This is a genomic window from Roseovarius sp. BRH_c41, from assembly GCF_000961715.1.
GTDB lineage: Bacteria > Pseudomonadota > Alphaproteobacteria > Rhodobacterales > Rhodobacteraceae > Roseovarius.
This window is the reverse complement of the sequence record NZ_LADY01000004.1, coordinates 120,135-137,862: the sequence shown is the minus strand read 5'-3', so window position 1 is coordinate 137,862 and position 17,728 is coordinate 120,135. Positions and strand designations below refer to the sequence as shown.

General features: G+C 61.6%; 17 protein-coding genes and 1 pseudogene. 10 read left to right on the top strand and 8 right to left on the bottom strand.

The features are described 5' to 3' along the window. Positions 1 to 115 precede the first annotated feature (115 nt). Entirely contained in the window at positions 116 to 382 is a 267-nt protein-coding gene (locus tag VR71_RS01635) for an I78 family peptidase inhibitor (RefSeq protein WP_045680603.1), read from the bottom strand. 117 nt (positions 383 to 499) lie between these two features. On the opposite strand from VR71_RS01635, the pseudogene VR71_RS01630 reads away from it, so the two are divergent. The 3 genes and pseudogenes from VR71_RS01630 to ccoS all read left to right on the top strand — a co-directional run. Continuing rightward, positions 500 to 1,123 (top strand): annotated as a pseudogene (locus VR71_RS01630) (alcohol dehydrogenase catalytic domain-containing protein); the annotation flags it as partial. Between the two features lie 17 nt (positions 1,124 to 1,140). Beyond that, positions 1,141 to 3,255, top strand: coding sequence for a heavy metal translocating P-type ATPase (locus VR71_RS01625; RefSeq protein ID WP_045680600.1), 2,115 nt, complete (start codon positions 1,141 to 1,143; stop codon positions 3,253 to 3,255). A 3-nt stretch (positions 3,256 to 3,258) separates the two neighbouring features. Further along, the gene (gene ccoS / locus VR71_RS01620; RefSeq protein WP_045680595.1) at positions 3,259 to 3,417 is read left to right on the top strand and encodes a cbb3-type cytochrome oxidase assembly protein CcoS; all 159 of its coding nucleotides are present in this window, start codon (positions 3,259 to 3,261) and stop codon (positions 3,415 to 3,417) included. A gap of 63 nt (positions 3,418 to 3,480) precedes the next feature. Here ccoS and VR71_RS01615 read toward each other — a convergent pair whose 3' ends face one another. From VR71_RS01615 to VR71_RS01585, 7 genes are all read right to left on the bottom strand, one after another. Then, positions 3,481 to 4,923 (bottom strand): D-alanyl-D-alanine carboxypeptidase family protein, encoded by a 1,443-nt coding sequence (locus VR71_RS01615; protein ID WP_045680594.1) that lies wholly within the window; start codon positions 4,921 to 4,923, stop codon positions 3,481 to 3,483. A 253-nt stretch (positions 4,924 to 5,176) separates the two neighbouring features. Then, on the bottom strand, positions 5,177 to 6,169 hold the full coding sequence (locus VR71_RS01610; protein WP_045680592.1) for an ABC transporter substrate-binding protein: 993 nt from the start codon (positions 6,167 to 6,169) through the stop codon (positions 5,177 to 5,179). Between the two features lie 32 nt (positions 6,170 to 6,201). Then, entirely contained in the window at positions 6,202 to 7,047 is an 846-nt protein-coding gene (locus VR71_RS01605) for an ABC transporter permease (RefSeq protein WP_045680590.1), read from the bottom strand. Beyond that, positions 7,047 to 7,922: an ABC transporter permease gene (locus VR71_RS01600; protein ID WP_045680589.1), complete on the bottom strand. Its 876-nt coding sequence runs from the start codon at positions 7,920 to 7,922 to the stop codon at positions 7,047 to 7,049. Before VR71_RS01600 ends, VR71_RS01605 begins: the two co-directional genes overlap by 1 nt. A gap of 198 nt (positions 7,923 to 8,120) precedes the next feature. Continuing rightward, positions 8,121 to 8,906, bottom strand: a complete 786-nt coding sequence (locus VR71_RS01595; RefSeq protein ID WP_045680587.1) for an ABC transporter ATP-binding protein — start codon at positions 8,904 to 8,906, stop codon at positions 8,121 to 8,123. Positions 8,907 to 9,002: 96 nt separating this feature from the next. Beyond that, positions 9,003 to 10,466: a dihydropyrimidinase gene (hydA, locus tag VR71_RS01590; protein ID WP_045680585.1), complete on the bottom strand. Its 1,464-nt coding sequence runs from the start codon at positions 10,464 to 10,466 to the stop codon at positions 9,003 to 9,005. 78 nt (positions 10,467 to 10,544) lie between these two features. Next, entirely contained in the window at positions 10,545 to 11,795 is a 1,251-nt protein-coding gene (locus tag VR71_RS01585; protein ID WP_045680583.1) for a Zn-dependent hydrolase, read from the bottom strand. A gap of 146 nt (positions 11,796 to 11,941) precedes the next feature. Between VR71_RS01585 and VR71_RS01580 the strand changes: the two genes are divergently transcribed. The 7 genes from VR71_RS01580 (at position 11,942) to cobO (ending at position 17,725) form a co-directional block, all read left to right on the top strand. Beyond that, on the top strand, positions 11,942 to 12,595 hold the full coding sequence (locus VR71_RS01580) for a TetR family transcriptional regulator C-terminal domain-containing protein (protein ID WP_045680581.1): 654 nt from the start codon (positions 11,942 to 11,944) through the stop codon (positions 12,593 to 12,595). A gap of 105 nt (positions 12,596 to 12,700) precedes the next feature. Next, positions 12,701 to 13,270, top strand: a complete 570-nt coding sequence (rfbC, locus tag VR71_RS01575) for a dTDP-4-dehydrorhamnose 3,5-epimerase (protein ID WP_045680579.1) — start codon at positions 12,701 to 12,703, stop codon at positions 13,268 to 13,270. Beyond that, positions 13,267 to 14,316: a dTDP-glucose 4,6-dehydratase gene (rfbB, locus tag VR71_RS01570; protein ID WP_045680577.1), complete on the top strand. Its 1,050-nt coding sequence runs from the start codon at positions 13,267 to 13,269 to the stop codon at positions 14,314 to 14,316. Before rfbC ends, rfbB begins: the two co-directional genes overlap by 4 nt. 45 nt (positions 14,317 to 14,361) lie before the next feature. Beyond that, positions 14,362 to 15,207 carry a dTDP-4-dehydrorhamnose reductase gene (gene rfbD, locus VR71_RS01565; RefSeq protein WP_045680645.1) on the top strand — a complete coding sequence of 282 codons (846 nt, stop codon included), beginning with the start codon at positions 14,362 to 14,364 and terminating at the stop codon, positions 15,205 to 15,207. Then, on the top strand, positions 15,204 to 16,097 hold the full coding sequence (rfbA, locus tag VR71_RS01560; RefSeq protein ID WP_045680575.1) for a glucose-1-phosphate thymidylyltransferase RfbA: 894 nt from the start codon (positions 15,204 to 15,206) through the stop codon (positions 16,095 to 16,097). Before rfbD ends, rfbA begins: the two co-directional genes overlap by 4 nt. A gap of 3 nt (positions 16,098 to 16,100) precedes the next feature. Continuing rightward, entirely contained in the window at positions 16,101 to 17,039 is a 939-nt protein-coding gene (locus tag VR71_RS01555) for a glycosyltransferase (protein WP_045680573.1), read from the top strand. A 77-nt stretch (positions 17,040 to 17,116) separates the two neighbouring features. Continuing rightward, positions 17,117 to 17,725, top strand: coding sequence for a cob(I)yrinic acid a,c-diamide adenosyltransferase (gene cobO / locus VR71_RS01550; protein WP_009817305.1), 609 nt, complete (start codon positions 17,117 to 17,119; stop codon positions 17,723 to 17,725). The last annotated feature ends 3 nt before the right edge of the window (positions 17,726 to 17,728 follow it).

Genomic DNA, 17,728 nt, shown 5'->3' with positions numbered 1-17,728 from the left:
CGCGTCAGGGGACTAGGTGCGTGGTCTAGAATTGACGCCGGCCCAAATGCCCCCGCGCGGACTCAAGCCCGCAGGGCGCCGCGCGATCGCTGGGCCGTCTGGCCAATCGCCCGCCTCACCCGCACCAGATCCGGGTGATCACGCCGCCTGAGTCATGCTCGATATTCAGCCGGTCGGGGCGGTGATCCATCGTCATCATCGCCCCCGGCGGCAGGATGCGCACCGCAGCGTGCCCGCTGAAATCCTGCGCCGCAACCGGCGTCCCGATCAGCGTCTGCATCTGCGCCGCACCGCAGGCGTTTTCCTCAGGGGGCGTGTCCTCCGGGCCAATACATCCCGCCAGTGCTCCGATCATCAGGGCTGTGCCGAGGATATGCTTCATGTTTTCGCCTCTCTTGCCGAAAATTGCCGCAGTCCAGAGCCTGCGTGACGCTCTGGATATTGAAACACTGCGCCGCATGACGCAAGACTGCGCAAATTTCAGAGGAAAGGACAAATCATGAGAACGCGTGCGGCGGTGGCTGTTGAGGCTGGCAAGCCGATGGAGATCATGGAGGTGAACCTCGAAGGTCCGAAGGCGGGTGAGGTACTGGTTGAGATCAAGGCGACGGGGCTGTGCCACACCGATGATTTCACCCTGTCCGGTGCCGATCCCGAGGGGGCGTTTCCGGCGATTCTGGGGCATGAGGGCGCGGGCGTGGTGCTTGAGGTGGGGCCGGGTGTCACCAGCCTGCAGCCGGGCGATCATGTGATCCCGCTCTACACGCCCGAATGCCGCGAATGCGACTATTGCCTCAACCCGAAAACCAACCTCTGCCAGAAGATTCGCTCGACCCAGGGGCAGGGGCTGATGCCCGATGGCACCTCGCGGTTTTCGATGCTGGATGGCACGCCGATCCTGCATTACATGGGCTGCTCGACCTTTGCCAATCACACGGTTCTGCCCGAGATTGCGCTCGCCAAGGTGCGTAAGGACGCGCCGTTCGACAAGATTTGCTACATCGGCTGCGGCGTCACCACCGGCGTCGGCGCGGTGATCAACACCGCCAAGGTGGAGATTGGCAGCCGGGCGATTGTGTTCGGTCTGGGCGGCATCGGTCTCAACGTGTTGCAGGGGCTGCGGCCCCGGCGGCCGAGGCCTTGGCGGCCCGTGCCCTGCCGGGCGCGCAGATCGCCCTATCCCTGCCGACGATCCATTGTTCCGCCTGCATTTCCAAGATCGAGCGGGCGTTAAATGCGGATAGCCGGGTAAAGTCCGCACGCGTCAACCTGACCCTCAAGCGGGCCAGCATCGACGCGGCCCCCGAGGTGACCGCCGAAGACATGCGCGCGCTGGTCGAGGGGCTTGGTTACGAGGCCTATGAGTTGGATCAGGGCACGCTGAATGCCACGGCCAATGACCGCGCCGGGCGGGATCTTTTGATGCGGCTGGCGGTCGCCGGTTTTGCCAGTATGAATGTCATGCTTCTGTCGGTGTCGGTCTGGTCCGGGGCCGAGGATGCGACGCGTGACATGTTCCACTGGATTTCCGCCGCGATCACCCTGCCGGCGATTGCCTTTTCCGGAGTGCCGTTCTTTCGCAATGCCTGGGCCGCGTTGCGCAATTGGCGGCTCAATATGGATGTGCCGATCGTTCTGGCCATTGTGCTGGCGATCCTCACCTCGCTCTGGGAAACGATGCTGTCGGGGGAGCATGCCTATTTTGATGCGGCGCTTACGCTCACGTTCTTTTTGTTGGCGGGGCGCTATCTCGATCACCGCACGCGGGCCATTGCCCGCTCTGCCGCCGAGGAATTGACGGCGCTCGAAGTGCCGCGTGCGATCCGCTTGCGCGCCGGAGTGGAGGAACAGGTGAATGTGGCCCTCTTGGCTGCGGGGGATCTCATTCTCGTGCGGCCCGGTGGGCGCATGCCGGTGGATGGTGTAATCGTAGAGGGCACGTCAGAGATTGACCGGTCGCTGCTCACCGGAGAAACGCTGCCGGTGTTTGCGGGTGAGGGGCAGGTGGTCAGCGCCGGAGAGGTCAACTTGACCGGACCGCTTACCATCCGCGCGACGGCGGTGGGGGCGGAAACCTCGCTTCACCGCATGGCGGATCTGGTGGCCATCGCGGAATCCGGGCGCTCGCGCTATACCTCGCTGGCCGATAGTGCGGCCAAGCTCTATGCGCCGGGGGTGCATATTCTGGCGGGCCTCAGTTTTATGGGGTGGTATCTCTATACATGGGACGTGCGCACGGCGCTCAATATCGCCGCTGCGGTTCTGATCATCACCTGCCCTTGCGCGCTCGGGCTGGCGGTGCCTGCGGTGACAACGGCGGCCTCGGGGCGGCTCTTCCGGCGGGGGATGCTGATCAAACATGAAACCGCGCTCGAACGGCTGGCGCAGGTGGATACGGTCGTGTTCGACAAGACCGGCACGCTGACCACGGGGATGCCGCAACTCACCAATCTGGATGGTTTGCCGCGCGCGGTGGTCGAAGTGGCGTTAGCTCTTGCGCAGGGGTCTTCGCATCCGCTGGCGCAGTCGATCACCCGCGCTGCGCGTGGTGCAGGATTTGCGGCGGCGGCGGTAACAGACATTACAGAAGTGCCTGGGTATGGCACAAAGGGCCGCTGCAACGGCCAAGAAGTGCGTCTGGGACGTGCAAGCTGGACCGGGGCGCAGGCCCTCTCCGAGACCGCAACCTTTCTCAAGATCGGGGATCAGTTGCCCGTCGCCTTTACCTTTGCAGATGCGTTGCGGCCCGGTGCTGCGGAGGTGGTGCAGGGGCTGATGGATCAGGGCAAGCGGGTGATCCTGATTTCCGGCGATACCACTCCTGCGGTCGAGGCCTTGGCCACCCGCCTTGGTATTCCGCAGTGGATGGCCGAGGCGTTGCCCGCAGACAAGGCGGCGCGTGTGGCGGCTTTGACTGCCGAGGGCGCGCATGTGCTGATGGTGGGGGATGGGCTCAACGATACAGCGGCTCTTGCGGGGGCGCATGTGTCGATTTCGCCCGCGACGGCGCTCGATGCCGCGCGGGTGGCATCGGATATCGTGCTGTTGGGCAATGACCTCTCACCAATCGCGGCGGCCTGCGTGACGGCGAAATCCGCCACACGCCGCATCCGCGAGAATTTCCAGATTGCCACGGTCTATAACGTCGTTGCCGTGCCGCTGGCGGTGGCGGGGCTCTGTTCGCCGCTCATTGCCGCCTTAGCCATGTCGCTGAGTTCGATCACCGTATCTCTCAACGCGCTCAGACTGAGGTAGCCAATGAATATCCTCACCTACCTGATTCCGATTTCCCTAATCCTAGGTGGTGTCGGCCTTGTGGCTTTTGTCTACACCGTGCGCTCGAACCAATATGATGATCCTGAGGGCGACTCGCGGCGTATCCTGTCGGACGATTGGGATGACCACCCCAAGCCTTGAGTGTTGTTCATCTGTCTGATGGGGGCTGGCCCCAATCTGCGCTTTGCACCACAGTGACAGCTTTCAGCTTGGCCCGATCATGAAACAGGTGACTTTCTTGGCCTGCAGGCGGCGGCAGGCGAGGTCCGCGCTCTCACGTGTCATGCCCATGAAATTCGCGTCGAAGCCGGCGGGCCGCTGCACCACTTTGCGCAGACTGCCATCAAGTGTGGCCATTTCATTCAGGGCGGTTTGCAAGAGCACCTGCCGCGCCTTGTATTCGCTGCCATAGCGGCCGACGTTGATCCCCCAATGGCGCCCGCCAGAGGTAGAGACACGTGTCACAACCTCTGGTTCAGGCTCTGGCGCGGGCGCGCTTGCGAGGACGATATCGGTCGGACGTTGTTCGGGGCGGGTGTCAGGCGTGACCGCTACGCTGCCTTGGGCAGGGGTCGCCGTTGCAACCTGCTGAGCGGCCAGAAGCGCGCGCTCGATATCATCCCGCGCGGCGATGACCGGCATCGGGGCGGCTTGCGAGGGCCGCGATTGTGGGCGCAGGCTCTTGATCACGGCGGCGGCTGTGGCGAGGCGCACGGTCTTGGCGGCAACGCTCGGGCGATCCTCGCCTGCGGCGATCCTCACCGGCACTGTGCCGATCTTGCCTAGATACGGCGGGCGCGCCGGGCGAAGCACGGCCACCTGCGTTGGTGCCTTTTTAAAGCCGAGGTCGAGCAGTTCAGCCACCTTGGCATTGCGCGAGGCGGTAGATTGACCGCCAAAGACGGTGGCGATGATCCGCTCGCCATTGCGTTCGGCGCTGGCGGTGAGGTTAAAGCCTGCGGCGCGGGTATAGCCTGTCTTGATCCCGTCAGCGCCGCGATAGGCCTCAAGCAGGCGACGGTTGGTGTGGCTGACCGAGGTCACGCCAGCATCGGTGGTGATGCGCGAGAAGAGATTGTAATACTGAGGGAAGTCATAAAAGAGATGCCGCCCGAGGATTGACATATCGCGCGCGGTGGACAGATGCCCGTTCTCGGTCAGGCCATGGGCATTCTTGAACGTGGTCCGGCTCATGCCGAGACTCTCGGCCGTGCGATTCATCCGGCGCGCAAACTGCGCCTCTGATCCTTCGATCGCCTCGCCAAGTGCGGTGGCCGCATCATTGGCGGATTTGACTGCTGCGGCGCGAATGAGATAGCGCAGCGCAATGCTGCTTCCGGCGCGCACGCCGAGTTTGCTGGGTGGCTCAGAGGCGGCATGTTTCGAAATCAGCACCTTGTCATCAAGACCGATCTCGCCGTTCTCGATCGCCTCGAAAACCACATAGAGTGTCATCATCTTGGTCAACGAGGCTGGATGTAGCCGCGTGTCGGCATTGTTCGAATAGAGCACTTCGCCGCTGCGTGCGTCCATCACCAATGCTGCATAGGGTGCCGCCGCCGCGCTCAATGGCACGATGATCAGCATCCAGAATGTTGCCATCACCACCAGCCCCCAACGGACTGGCTGCTTGCCCCGTGTTTTCATAGAACTGCTCTTTTACTGCCTCGCGCCGCCGGTTTTCCGACTGGCATTGATTTATACCTCAGATCGTAGCACAGGCGTGTTTTTGTTTAAAGTGTTCATTTTCAAAGAGTTTCGCGGGAGTTGGGCCAATATGTAGTGGCTTGATCTCATCTACCCCCCATATGCACGTCACGACGGATACAAGAGCCGAACGACGTCCAAAAAAATGGCCCGGGCGGTGCAGCCCGGGCCATGTCCTAGAAATGGCTTTTGATCAGTTCAGCGCGGCATCGCTGATCGCATGGGTCCATGCGCCATCACCGGGATGTGCGCTAATCACCGGATCAGATCCGCCGGACAAAAGCGATTGCACCGTGCGCTCATAATCCTCGGGGTCGAGCGCACCGTTGGAGCCTGCTGTGAGCTTGGCCACTTCGGTCATCATGCGGATCTGATGCGCTTCGGTCTGCGCGCCGGTGGCGTCATTGTCGAGCACGATCATCGCCGCCTCTTCTGGATTTTCCTCGGCCCATTTCCAGCCCTTCATCGAGGCGCGCACGAAACGGGTGAGCTTATCGACTTCGGCCGGGTCGCTCAGCTTTTCTTCCAGAACATAAAGCCCGTCCTCAAGTGTGGCGACGCCTTGATCCTCGTATTTGAAGGTGATGAGTTGATCCTCGGTGAGGCCCGCGTCGATCACCTGCCAATACTCGTTATAGGTCATGGTCGAGATGCAGTCGGCCTGTTTTTGCAAGAGCGGGTCGACGTTGAACCCCTGTTTGAGCACGGTCACGCCCTCGGCACCGCCATCGGTGGAAATGCCCAGTTGGCTCATCCACGACAGAAACGGAAACTCATTGCCAAAGAACCAGACACCCAAGGTGCGACCCGGAAAATCATCTGGCCCGGTGACGCCAGTTTCCTTGAGGCAGGTCAGCATCATGCCCGAGGATTTGAAGGGCTGCGCAATGTTCACCAGCGGCAGGCCCTTTTCCCGCGCCGAGAGGGCCGCCGGCATCCATTCCACCGTCACATCCGCGCCGCCGCCTGCGATCACCTGCGTCGGGGCGATATCCGGCCCACCCGGCTTGATCGTGACGTTGAGGTCTTCTTCGCCGTAAAACCCCTTGTCGAGCGCCACATAATAGCCCGCGAATTGCGCCTGCGTCACCCATTTGAGTTGCAGCGTCAGATCATCCGCCGCCTGCGCCATAGTGCTGAGGCTGGTAAGCGCGGCGAGGCTGAATAGTCCTGTCAGTTTCTTCATTTGTTATCTCCCGTGTTGGTGGTTTCTTGATCTTATGCCCGGCTCCGTTGCGACGGGTGCCAGAATGTCACTGCCTTTTCCACAAGCGCTACGGCGCCGTAAAATCCTGAGCCAGCGATGGCCGCGACCACGATCTCGGCCCAGACGAGATCGAGCGCGAGTTGCCCGACCGAGGTCGAGATGCGGAATCCCATGCCCTTGATGGGCGATCCAAAGAACTCTGCCACAATCGCCCCGATCAGCGCCAGTGTCGTCGCGATCTTGAGCCCGTTGAAGAGGAATGGCATCGCGGCGGGCAGGCGCAGGTTGAACAGGGTTTGCCAATAGCCAGCGGCATAGGTGCGCATCAGGTCGCGCTGCATGGCGTCGGTATCGGTGAGGCCCTGTACGGTGTTCACCAACATGGGAAAGAACACCATGACCACGACGACCGCTGCCTTGGATTGCCAGTCAAAGCCGAACCACATCACCAGAATGGGGGCCATGCCGATGATCGGCAGCGCCGCTACGAAATTGCCCACCGGCAGCAGACCGCGTTGCAGGAACGGAAACCGGTCGATGGCGATGGCCGTCAGAAAGGCCGCACCGCAGCCCATGATATAGCCGGTCAGTGCGCCCTTGAGGGCGGTCTGCACGAAATCCTGCCAGAGAATATGGGTGGATTTGGCGAAAGTCGCGGCAATGGCGGTGGGGGCGGGCAGGAGGACGGGGGAGATCGAGAGGCCGCGCACGAGAGATTCCCAGATCACAACAAGTGTGAGGCCGAAAATCACTGGCACGAGGAGCCGTGTGGCTCGTGTTTTAGGCCGGTGTGACAGGCGGGAATTGATCCCCCAGCCAAGCGCCCATGCGAGCGATCCAAGCGCCAGCCAGCCCATCACGCCATCCCCATCCGCTTGAGCGTGATCCGCTGGACAAGGCCAATCAGCCCCACCAGAACCGCCGCCAGTGTCGCCGCCATGATAAGAGCGGACCAGATTTGGATGGTTTGGCCATAATAGCTGCCTGCCAGCAGGCGCGCGCCCAGCCCCGCCACGGCCCCGGTCGGCAATTCGCCGACGATGGCCCCGACAAGGCTTGCGGCCATGCCGACCTTGAGCGAGGTAAAGAGATAGGGCATCGAAGAGGGCAGGCGCAGCCGCCAAAAGGTCTGGGCCGCACTCGCGCTCCATGTCCGCATCTGGTCGAGCTGCATGGGCGTGGGGCTGCGCAGCCCCTTGACCATGCCGACGACCACCGGAAAGAACGACAGATACATCGAGATCATCGCCTTGGGCAGCAGCCCTGAAATGCCCACGGCATTCAGCACCACGATGATCATCGGGGCAATCGCCAGAATGGGGATGGTTTGGGAGGCTATGACCCAAGGCATCACGCTCATGTCCATGGTGCGGTTGTAGACGATGCCGATGGCCAGCGCGATGCCAAGCGCGGTGCCAAGGACAAAGCCGAGTGCTGTGGCGCTGAAGGTGATCCAGCTGTGATAAAAGAGCGAGCTTTTGGAAAATCCGCGCCCTTCCAGCACCATGGCACCGGTGGTGTTCCATATCTCAAGCGCCACCTGATGCGGCGCGGGCAGTTTGGGCTTGTCCTGCGCCCATGTGTCGGCGACGAGGGCGGGGAGGGTCAGCGTCGTGCCTGCCCGCGCCGCCTGATCCTGCGCCCATTGCGCATTGAGCGCCACGGCGGCGGCATACCAGAGCGCGAGAAGTGCTGCGAGAATGGTGAGAACAGGGAGGAGATTGCGCATCATGCCTCCTCTGATTTCACTGTTCCAAAAATACTCAAATTCCGGCGCTTAAACCGGGCGCGATTTTTGAGTATTTTAAGAACGCTGAAAGGAATTCGTGGTTTTCTGAGGCTACGGTACAGGCTGGAGAGCCGATGACCGTGAACGGTGAAAACCCCTCTCCCCGTCGCAGGGGAGAGGGCGTTTTCTGGGTGAGTTGTCTCAGACCGCATCGCCATGCCCCGCACGCAGCCCCTCGCGGACGCGATGGGCGATTTCGAGGAATTCCGGTGTCTCGCGGATGTCGAGCGGGCGATGCTTTGGCAGGGTGCTCTCGATCACATCGGTGATGCGGCCGGGGCGGGGCGACATGACCACGATCTTGGTGCTCAGATACACCGCCTCGGGGATGGAATGGGTGACGAAACAGATGGTCTTGTTGGTGCGGTCCCAAAGCTGGAGGAGTTGCTCGTTGAGATGGTCGCGCACGATTTCATCCAGAGCGCCAAAGGGTTCGTCCATCAAAAGGATGTCGGCGTCAAAGGCGAGCGCGCGGGCGATGCTGGCGCGCTGCTGCATGCCACCTGAAAGCTGCCAGGGGTATTTCCGCTCGAACCCCGCGAGATCAACGAGGTCCAGCACGCGCTTGACGCGGGCCTCCTGATCGTGGCGGGCGTAGCCCATGATTTCCAAGGGCAGGCGGATATTGCCGCCGATGGTGCGCCATGGGTAGAGGCCCGCCGCCTGAAACACATAGCCATAGGCGCGGGATTTGCGCGCCTCTTCGGCGCTGGTGCCATTGACGGTCAAGGTGCCGCCGGTGGGATGCTCCAGATCCGCCATGCAGCGCAGAAAGGTGGTCTTGCCACAGCCTGAGGGGCCGATGAAGCTGACGAAATCGCCCTTTTCCACCTCAAGGCTCACGTCCTTGAGCGCATGCACCGGGCCATCGCCGGTCTGAAAGGTCAGCGACAGGTTTTGTGCGCTGATGACTGTGTTGCTGCTCAAACCCTATCCCCTGCTGGCCCGGTCGCTACTGCGCCCGGCTGGCTGATGGTTGTCAAGAGGCGCGCCTTGCCATGAGGTGCGTGCGTGCCGGATTTTTCAGATCCCCGCCGGGATATTCAACGGGTCGCGCTGGATCATCTTGGGGGCGGTCAGGGCCTTCCATTTCGAGAGCGCCTGATGGGCCGAGGGAAAAGCTGGGCGGGGGACAAAGCGGCCGCGCCCCGGTTGCGGCTGCGAATTCTGGCCCCAGGCCCAGATCACCTCGCCGCGGCTGAGGGTATAGCGCGGCTGCGCCTTGACCTCGAACCCTTCAAAGACGTTGTAATCAAGGATGGAATGGTGGTTGGAGGCGCTGATCGTCTTGGTGATCTTGGGGTCCCAGACCACGAGGTCGGCATCCGCCCCTTCGACAATCGCGCCCTTTTTCGGGTAGATGTTGAGGATCTTGGCCACGTTGGACGAGGTGACGGCGACGAATTCATTCAGTGTCAGCCGTCCGGTTTCCACCCCATGCGTCCAGAGCACGGCAAGCCGTTCCTCTAGCCCGTTTGAGCCATTGGGGATGATGCGGAAATCGTTGCGCCCGGCGCGTTTCTGCGCGGTGGAAAAGGCGGCGTGATCGGTCGCCACCACTTGCAGTGATCCGGCTTGAAGCCCGGCCCAGAGGCCGTCCTGATGCTCCTTGGAGCGGAAGGGGGGTGACATCACGCGGCGGGCGGCGTGGTCCCAATCCTTGTTGAAATACTCGGACTCGTCGAGGGTGAGGAACTGGATCAGCGGCTCGCCATAGACGCGCATCCCCTTTTGCCGCGCGCGCCGGATCGCCTCGTGGGCCTGTTCGCAAGAGACATGCACGATATAGAGCGGCACGCCGGCGGCATCGGCAATGCAGATTGCGCGGTTGGCGGCCTCGCCCTCGAATTCGGGGGGGCGGGAATAGGCGTGCCCCTCTGGGCCCGTGATGCCCTGATCAAAGTATTTCTGCTGCATCTCGGCCACCAGATCGCCATTCTCGGCATGCACCATCGGCAGCGCGCCGAGTTCGGCGCAGCGCTTGAACGAGGCGAACATCTCGTCATCCTCGATCATGAGCGCGCCCTTGTAGGCCATGAAATGCTTGAAGGAATTGACGCCCATGTCGACGGCGTCCTTCATCTCGGTAAAGACGTTTTCGTTCCAGCCGGTGATGGCCATGTGATAGCCGATGTCGCTGCAAATCTGCGGCGCGGATTTGCGGTGCCACTCGTTGATCGCGTGTTTGATGCTGCCATCCGCGCCGGGCAGGCAGAAATCCACGATCATCGTGGTGCCGCCACAGGCCGCCGCCCATGTGCCGGTTTCAAAGGTTTCCGCCGCCGTGGTGCCCATGAAGGGCATCTCAAGGTGGGTATGCGGATCAATGCCGCCGGGGATCACATAGGCGTCCGTGGCGTCGATATAGGTCTCGCCTTTGAGGTCCGCGCCGATCTGTTTGATGGTCTCGCCTTCAATCAGCACATCGGCCTTCCATGTGCGGTCGGCGGTGACGACGGTGCCGTTCTTGATGACTTTGGTGGTCATGTCGTTTCTCCCTGTCTGTAGACTACTTGGGATTTCATCTGGTCCAAGATACCTCGGGGGTTTGGGGGCTGGCCCCGATCACTCAACCACCTCCGCCGTTTCCAGCACGGCATGAAGCAGCACATCCGTGCCGGCGCGAGCCCAATCGGGTGTAATCTCTTCGGCCTCATTGTGGCTGAGACCATCCTTGCAGGGGCACATGACCATGGTGGTGGGATAGACCTTGTTGATCCAGCAGGCATCGTGACCCGCGCCCGAGACGATATCCATATGACTATACCCCAGCCGGTCGGCGGCATCGCGCACGCGGGCGACGAGGCTTTCGTCAAAGGCGGGGGGATCGAAGGCGCCGACCACTTCGGCGTTGAATTTCACGCCGACATCGGCGCAGAGGCCGGGGGCGGTGGCCATGAGCTCCTCGGCCATCGCCTCTAATGTCCCAAGGACGTGGGAGCGGAAATCGACGGTGAAGACCACCTTTTCGGGGATGACGTTGCGGCTGTTGGGGTGGACGTCGATATGGCCGATCGCGCCCACGGCATTGGGTTGATAGTGCAAGGCAATTTCATGCACCAGTTCGGTTACGCGCGCCAGTCCGCGTCCGGCGTTGCGGCGCATATACATCGGCGTGGAGCCGGTGTGTTGGCCCTTGCCCGTGACTGTGCATTCGATCCAGCGCAGACCCTGTCCGTGGGTGACGACCCCGATCTGTTTGCCTTCGGCCTCGAGGATCGGGCCTTGTTCGATGTGGAGTTCAAAGAAGGCGTGCATCTTGCGCGCCCCCACCTTCTCGGGGCCTTTCCAGCCGATACGCTCCAATTCATCGCCAAAGCGTTTGCCTTTGGCATCGACCCGGTCATAGGCCCAATCGCGGCTCAATACGCCCGCGAACACGCCCGATGCGAGCATGGCGGGGGCAAAGCGCGTGCCTTCTTCATTCGTCCAGTTGGTGACGACGATGGGATGTTTGGTTCTTATATCCAGATCGTTGAGGGTGCGGATGATTTCCAGCCCTGCCAGCACGCCGAGCACGCCATCGTATTTGCCGCCTGTCGGTTGTGTGTCGAGGTGGGAGCCCACATAGACCGGCAGCGCCTCTGGGTCAGTGCCGTCGCGGCGGGCGAACATATTGCCCATCTCGTCCACGCCCATGGTGAGACCCGCCGTCGTGCACCACGATTGAAAGAGCGCGCGCCCCTCGGCATCCTCATCTGTCAGGGTCTGGCGGTTGTTGCCGCCTGCGATGCCGGGGCCGATTTTGGCCATCTCCATCAGGCTGTCCCAGAGCCGGGTGCTGTTGATCTTGAGGTTTTCGCCGGGTGCCGCCATGGGATTGCTCGCTTTTTTACCATTTGGTAAACTTACGATTGCTTGGGGCATGGGCGCTGTCAAGATTCGTCTTGGGCCTGAGCCGTGATCTGGCTAAGCTGGTCAACGGGGTGATGAAAAATATGCCCCGCAAGGAAAGGAAGAGGATGCCGCAAGCCCCTGCCGCGCAGGCCGGTCGCAAGCCCAGCCGTATCCAGCTGCGCAACCGCAAGCGGATTCTCGAAGCGGCGCTCGAGGTGTTCTCGACCCATGGCTATCGCGGCGCGACACTGGATCAGATTGCGGCGGAGGCGGGGCTGAGCAAGCCGAACATCCTCTATTACTTCGAGGGTAAGGAAGAGATTCACGTCACCTTGCTCAATCAGCTTCTGGATGCCTGGTTAGCCCCGCTGCATGCGATTGATCCCGCAGGGGATCCGCTTGACGAAATTCTGACCTATGTGCGCCGCAAGCTGGCGATGTCGCGCGACCTGCCGCGCGAGAGCCGGTTGTTTGCCAATGAAATACTGCAGGGTGCGCCCCGTATGGGGCCGCATCTGGAGAGTGTTTTGAAGCCGCTGGTGGATCAGACGTCGATGATTATCCAAGGCTGGATCGCGGCGGGCAGGTTGTCGCCGGTCGATCCGCGACATCTGCTCTTTTCGATCTGGGCCACGACCCAGCATTACGCAGATTTCGAGGCGCAGGTGGGGGTTCTTATGGGTGACGTTGACGTGCATGCCGGGGCCTCGGCGCATTTGGAAGCGATGTTTGGGCGACTTCTGAGGCCCAACGCGGCAATGGGACAGGGGCGGCAATAAAATCAGCGTTTGTCACTGGAAAAAAACGCGGAGATTTGACACAAGTCGAGGGATACTTACGACGTGGGGTCCAGAGCCTGCGCAAAACAAGGCAATGCGAGCACGATGCAGATTGAACGAACTTCTCTTCCCGGCGTGGTGATCGTTACACCCACACGCCACGGCGATACGCGTGGTTTTTTCAGCGAGAGCTGGAACCGTCAGCGCATGGCTGAGGCGGGAATCACGATAGATTTCGTACAGGACAATCATTCGCTCTCGGAACAGGTGGGCACGATACGCGGTCTGCATTTTCAGTCGCCGCCGCATGCGCAGGCCAAGCTGGTGCGGTGCGGGCGCGGTGCGCTCTATGACGTGGCGGTTGATATCCGGCGCGGCAGCCCGACCTATGGGCACTGGGTGGGGGTTGATCTTAGTTTCGAGAACGGGCGCCAACTTCTTGTTCCAGAAGGGTTTTTACATGGGTTTGTGACCCGAGAACCAATGACGGAAATCATCTACAAATGTTCGGATTACTATGCGCCGGAGTGTGATGGTGCGGTGCGTTTCGATGATCCCGAGATTGGGATTACTTGGGGGGTTGAGGGCGGGTCTGTGGTGCTGAGCGACAAGGATGGCAAGGCGCCGCTGTTGCGCGATTTCGTCAGCCCCTTTGAGTTTGTGGGGGCGACATGAGGCTCTTGGTGACGGGGGGGGCCGGGTTTATTGGGTCGGCCGTGGTGCGTCATGCCGTGGCGCGCGGATATGAGGTGGTCAATCTGGATGCGCTGACCTATGCCGCCTGTCTGGATAATGTGGCCAGTGTGGCACAGAGCCCACGATATAGTTTCGTTCATGCCGATATCCGGGATCGTGCAGCGCTTGATCGGGTGTTTGCGGAGCATGCGCCCGAGGCGGTGCTGCATCTGGCCGCTGAGAGCCATGTGGACCGCTCGATTGACGGCCCCGGCGCCTTTGTCGAGACCAATATCACGGGCACCTACAATCTCTTGGAAGCGGCGCGTGGGCATTGGCAAGCCCTTGGAAAGCCTGACAGTTTCCGGTTTCAGCATATCTCGACAGATGAGGTTTACGGCTCACTGCCCGCCGATCCGTCAGTCAAATTCACCGAGAATACGCCCTATGATCCGCGTAGCCCCTATTCGGCCTCCAAGGCGGCGTCGGACCATCTGGTTCGAGCCTGGCACGAGACCTACGGCCTGCCGGTGCTGATCACCAATTGTTCCAACAATTACGGGCCTTTCCACTTTCCTGAGAAGCTCATTCCGGTGATTATTCTCAAGGCATTGGCGGGCAAGCCGCTGCCGATTTACGGCGATGGCAGACACGTGCGCGACTGGCTTTATGTCGAGGATCACGCCGAGGCGCTGTTGAGGGTGCTGGAGCAGGGTGCGCCGGGGCGATCCTATAATATCGGTGGCGAAAATGAGCGCAGCAATCTGGACTTGGTGCGTACCTTATGTACAATTTTGGACGCGTTATGTACGCGCAGCGATGGCGCGTCCTATGCCGAGCAAATCACCTTTGTGACGGATCGTCCGGGCCATGATGCGCGCTACGCGATCGACCCGTCCCGCATCCGGGACGAGTTGGGGTGGCGCCCCTCTGTCACGGTCGAAGAGGGGCTGCGGCGCACTGTGGCGTGGTATCTCGAGAACGAAAGCTGGTGGCGGGCGCTTGAGGCGCGTGAGGGGGTCGGAAAGCGGCTGGGGACGGGCTAAGGGAGGTCGTCCATTTTGCAGGACGACAGGAACATGGGGTTCGGTATGAAGATACTGGTTTTTGGCAAAACCGGTCAGGTGGCGACTGAGCTACAACGACTGGCGGAGGTCGTGGCCTTGGGGCGGGATGAGGCGGATTTGACGCAACCGGACAGGTGCGCCGCCGCGATTCGGGACCATGTCCCCGATCTGGTGATCAATGCTGCCGCCTATACCGCCGTCGACCGTGCCGAAGAGGAAGAGACACTGGCGACGGTGATCAATGGTGCGGCACCGGGCGCTATGGCGCGGGCCTGTGCCGATTTGGGTATTCCGTTTTGTCATGTTTCGACGGATTACGTTTTTGATGGCAGCGGCACGGCGCCGCGCCAACCGTCGGACCCGGTCGCGCCCTGCAATGCCTATGGTCGATCCAAGCTGGCGGGTGAAGAGGCGGTGCGCGCTGCCGGAGGGCAGAGCGCGATCCTGCGCACATCCTGGGTGTTTTCGGCGCATGGCAACAATTTTGTGAGAACCATGCTGCGCCTGTCGGAAACGCGTGACGCGCTCAACGTGGTCGAGGATCAGATTGGCGGGCCGACGCCGGCTGCGGATATCGCGGCGGCGCTCTTGACAATGGGGCGGGCGATGCTCGCGGGCCATGCCGGGGGTCTTTATCATTTCAGCGGCGCGCCCGATGCAAGCTGGGCGGAGTTCGCACGGGAGATTTTTGCCCGCGCCGGACGCGCGACGACGGTCACGGGTATCCCGACCAGCGCCTATCCCACACCTGCCGCCCGACCGCTCAATTCACGCCTTGATTGTGGAACCCTGACGGCAGAGTTTGGCATCGCGCGGCCCGATTGGCGGGACGGTGTGTCCCGCGTCCTCGAGCACCTGGAGCAAAAATGACCACAACACGCAAGGGCATCGTTTTGGCGGGAGGGTCCGGCACGCGGCTCTATCCGATCACCATGGGGCTGAGCAAACAGCTCTTGCCGGTCTATGACAAGCCGATGATCTACTATCCGCTGACGGTGCTGATGCTGGCGGGCATCCGCGAGATCGCTCTCATCACCACGCCACAGGATCAGGCGCAATTTCAGCGGCTCTTGGGCGATGGCAGCCAATGGGGGCTGTCGTTCAGCTATATCGTGCAGCCCTCGCCGGATGGGCTGGCGCAGGCCTATCTGCTGGCGGAAGAGTTTCTGGACGGGCAGGCGTCGGCGCTGGTTCTGGGGGATAACATTTTCTACGGCCACGGGTTGTCCGAGCAATTGGATAGCGCAGCGCGGCAGGAGAGGGGCGGCACCGTCTTTGGCTACCGGGTGGCGGACCCGGAGCGTTACGGGGTGGTCGAGTTCGACAAAGCGGGCCGGGCCGTGTCGATCGTGGAAAAGCCCAAGGTGCCGAAATCCGACTTTGCGGTGACGGGGCTCTATTTTCTGGATGGCGAGGCGTCGACTCGCGCCCGGACAGTGCAGCCCTCGGCGCGCGGCGAGTTGGAAATCACCTCGCTGTTGGAGATGTACCTCGCAGATGGGCTGCTGTCGGTCGAGATGATGGGGCGCGGCTATGCCTGGCTGGATACCGGGACGCATGCCAGCCTGCTTGATGCCGGGAATTTTGTGCGCACGCTGGAGCAGCGGCAGGGGCAACAGGTGGGCTGCCCCGAAGAGATCGCCTATGACAAGGGTTGGATTGATGCGGCAGCGCTGGAGGAGCGGATCAGCTTGTTCAAGAAAACCGACTATGGACTCTATCTGAAACGCCTGTTGCACAGCCCGCGAACTGCCGACTGAGGGATGGGGGATCGTCGAGGGCCGCATGTCGTCATCCTCTTGGCCGTCTACAACGGCGGCGATTATCTGTCCGAACAATTGCAGAGCATCGCCGCGCAGGATCATCCCGATTGGCAGGTGTTGGCCAGTGACGACGGCTCTGACGATGGCAGTCAGGACATCTTGGACAAGTTCGCCGAGCGGAGCCCGGCGCAGTGCGTGACGGGGCCAAAGCGGGGGGCTGCGGCAAATTTCCTGTCGCTCTTGCGCCATGCCCCCGACCGGACACCGGAGGGGCATTGGCTGGCGTTCAGCGATCAGGACGATGTCTGGTTGCCGGACAAGCTGTCGCGCGGGATTGCCGCGCTGGAGGCGTTGGAGGATGCGCGCCCGGCGCTCTATTGTAGCCGGACCTGGATCACGGATACGGATTTGCACACCCGGCGTCTGTCGGCGGCGCGGCCGCGACCGCCATCCTTTCGCAATGCGTTGGTGCAGAATGTCGCCTCGGGCAATACGATCCTGCTCAATGCCGCTGCGGCGCGGCTGGTCGAGGCGGCGGTGCAAAAGGTCGAGCGCGTCGTGGTGCATGACTGGTGGGTCTATCAGTTGATCACCGGGGCCGGCGGGCGCGTCGTGCATGACGATACGCCGACGCTTTTGTATCGGCAGCATGATGTGAACCAGATCGGGTCGAACGACACGCGCCTGGCGCGGTTGCGGCGTATCCGGCAATTGTTGCAGGGGCATTTCCGGGACTGGAACGAGGTGAATATCGCGACGTTGTCGCGGCTTGACGGGTATCTCACGCCGGAAAACCGAGAGGTTCTGGCCGAGTTCGCGGCCATGCGGCGTGGCCCGCTGCCGGCGCGACTGGCGCGGCTGTGGCGTCTTGGGCTCTATCGTCAGAGTCGGATCAGCACCTTTGCACTCTGGCTGTCGCTGGTGCTGAACCGAATCTGAGGCATGCAGAAAGGGCTTGCGCGTCCGGGGCGGTCTGCGACACTCTGCCCGTCCCGAGACCCCGGCAGGAGCCAGATATGACCGACGATCCCGACCGCCACGCGATGAAGATGGCCAAGAAAAAGGCCGCGCGCGACAAGATCATGGCCACCAAGACCGATGAGAAAGGGCTGATCATCGTTCATACCGGCAAGGGTAAGGGCAAATCCTCGGCGGCGTTCGGCATGATCTTTCGCTGCATCGCGCATGGCATGCCCTGCGCCGTGGTGCAGTTCATCAAGGGCGGGATGAGCACCGGCGAGCGCGATCTGATCCTGTCGAAATTCTCGGATGCCTGTGCCTTTCACACCATGGGCGAGGGCTTTACCTGGGAAACACAGGATCGCACCCGTGACACGGAGATGGCGCAGGCGGCCTGGGCCAAGGCCAAGGAGCTGATCCGCGATGAGACCAACAAGATGGTCCTGCTGGATGAGATCAACATCGCGTTGCGCTATGATTATCTGGATATCAACGAGGTGGTGCAGTTCCTCGCTGAGGAAAAGCCGCATATGACCCATGTCGTATTGACCGGCCGCAACGCCAAGGACGAGTTGATCGAGATTGCCGATCTGGTCACGGAAATGGAGCTGATCAAGCATCCGTTCCGGTCCGGCATCAAGGCGCAGATCGGGGTGGAGTTCTGAGCC

What these genes read in the sequence shown, in the direction of transcription:
- VR71_RS01635 (WP_045680603.1), bottom strand. Translation starts at nt 382, where the DNA reads ATGAAGCATATCCTCGGCACAGCCCTGATGATCGGAGCACTGGCGGGA.
- ccoS (WP_045680595.1), top strand. Translation starts at nt 3,259, where the DNA reads ATGAATATCCTCACCTACCTGATTCCGATTTCCCTAATCCTAGGTGGT.
- VR71_RS01615 (WP_045680594.1), bottom strand. Translation starts at nt 4,923, where the DNA reads ATGAAAACACGGGGCAAGCAGCCAGTCCGTTGGGGGCTGGTGGTGATG.
- VR71_RS01610 (WP_045680592.1), bottom strand. Translation starts at nt 6,169, where the DNA reads ATGAAGAAACTGACAGGACTATTCAGCCTCGCCGCGCTTACCAGCCTC.
- VR71_RS01605 (WP_045680590.1), bottom strand. Translation starts at nt 7,047, where the DNA reads ATGGGCTGGCTGGCGCTTGGATCGCTCGCATGGGCGCTTGGCTGGGGG.
- VR71_RS01600 (WP_045680589.1), bottom strand. Translation starts at nt 7,922, where the DNA reads ATGATGCGCAATCTCCTCCCTGTTCTCACCATTCTCGCAGCACTTCTC.
- hydA (WP_045680585.1), bottom strand. Translation starts at nt 10,466, where the DNA reads ATGACCACCAAAGTCATCAAGAACGGCACCGTCGTCACCGCCGACCGC.
- VR71_RS01585 (WP_045680583.1), bottom strand. Translation starts at nt 11,795, where the DNA reads ATGGCGGCACCCGGCGAAAACCTCAAGATCAACAGCACCCGGCTCTGG.
- VR71_RS01580 (WP_045680581.1), top strand. Translation starts at nt 11,942, where the DNA reads ATGCCGCAAGCCCCTGCCGCGCAGGCCGGTCGCAAGCCCAGCCGTATC.
- rfbC (WP_045680579.1), top strand. Translation starts at nt 12,701, where the DNA reads ATGCAGATTGAACGAACTTCTCTTCCCGGCGTGGTGATCGTTACACCC.
- rfbB (WP_045680577.1), top strand. Translation starts at nt 13,267, where the DNA reads ATGAGGCTCTTGGTGACGGGGGGGGCCGGGTTTATTGGGTCGGCCGTG.
- rfbD (WP_045680645.1), top strand. Translation starts at nt 14,362, where the DNA reads ATGAAGATACTGGTTTTTGGCAAAACCGGTCAGGTGGCGACTGAGCTA.
- rfbA (WP_045680575.1), top strand. Translation starts at nt 15,204, where the DNA reads ATGACCACAACACGCAAGGGCATCGTTTTGGCGGGAGGGTCCGGCACG.
- VR71_RS01555 (WP_045680573.1), top strand. Translation starts at nt 16,101, where the DNA reads ATGGGGGATCGTCGAGGGCCGCATGTCGTCATCCTCTTGGCCGTCTAC.
- cobO (WP_009817305.1), top strand. Translation starts at nt 17,117, where the DNA reads ATGACCGACGATCCCGACCGCCACGCGATGAAGATGGCCAAGAAAAAG.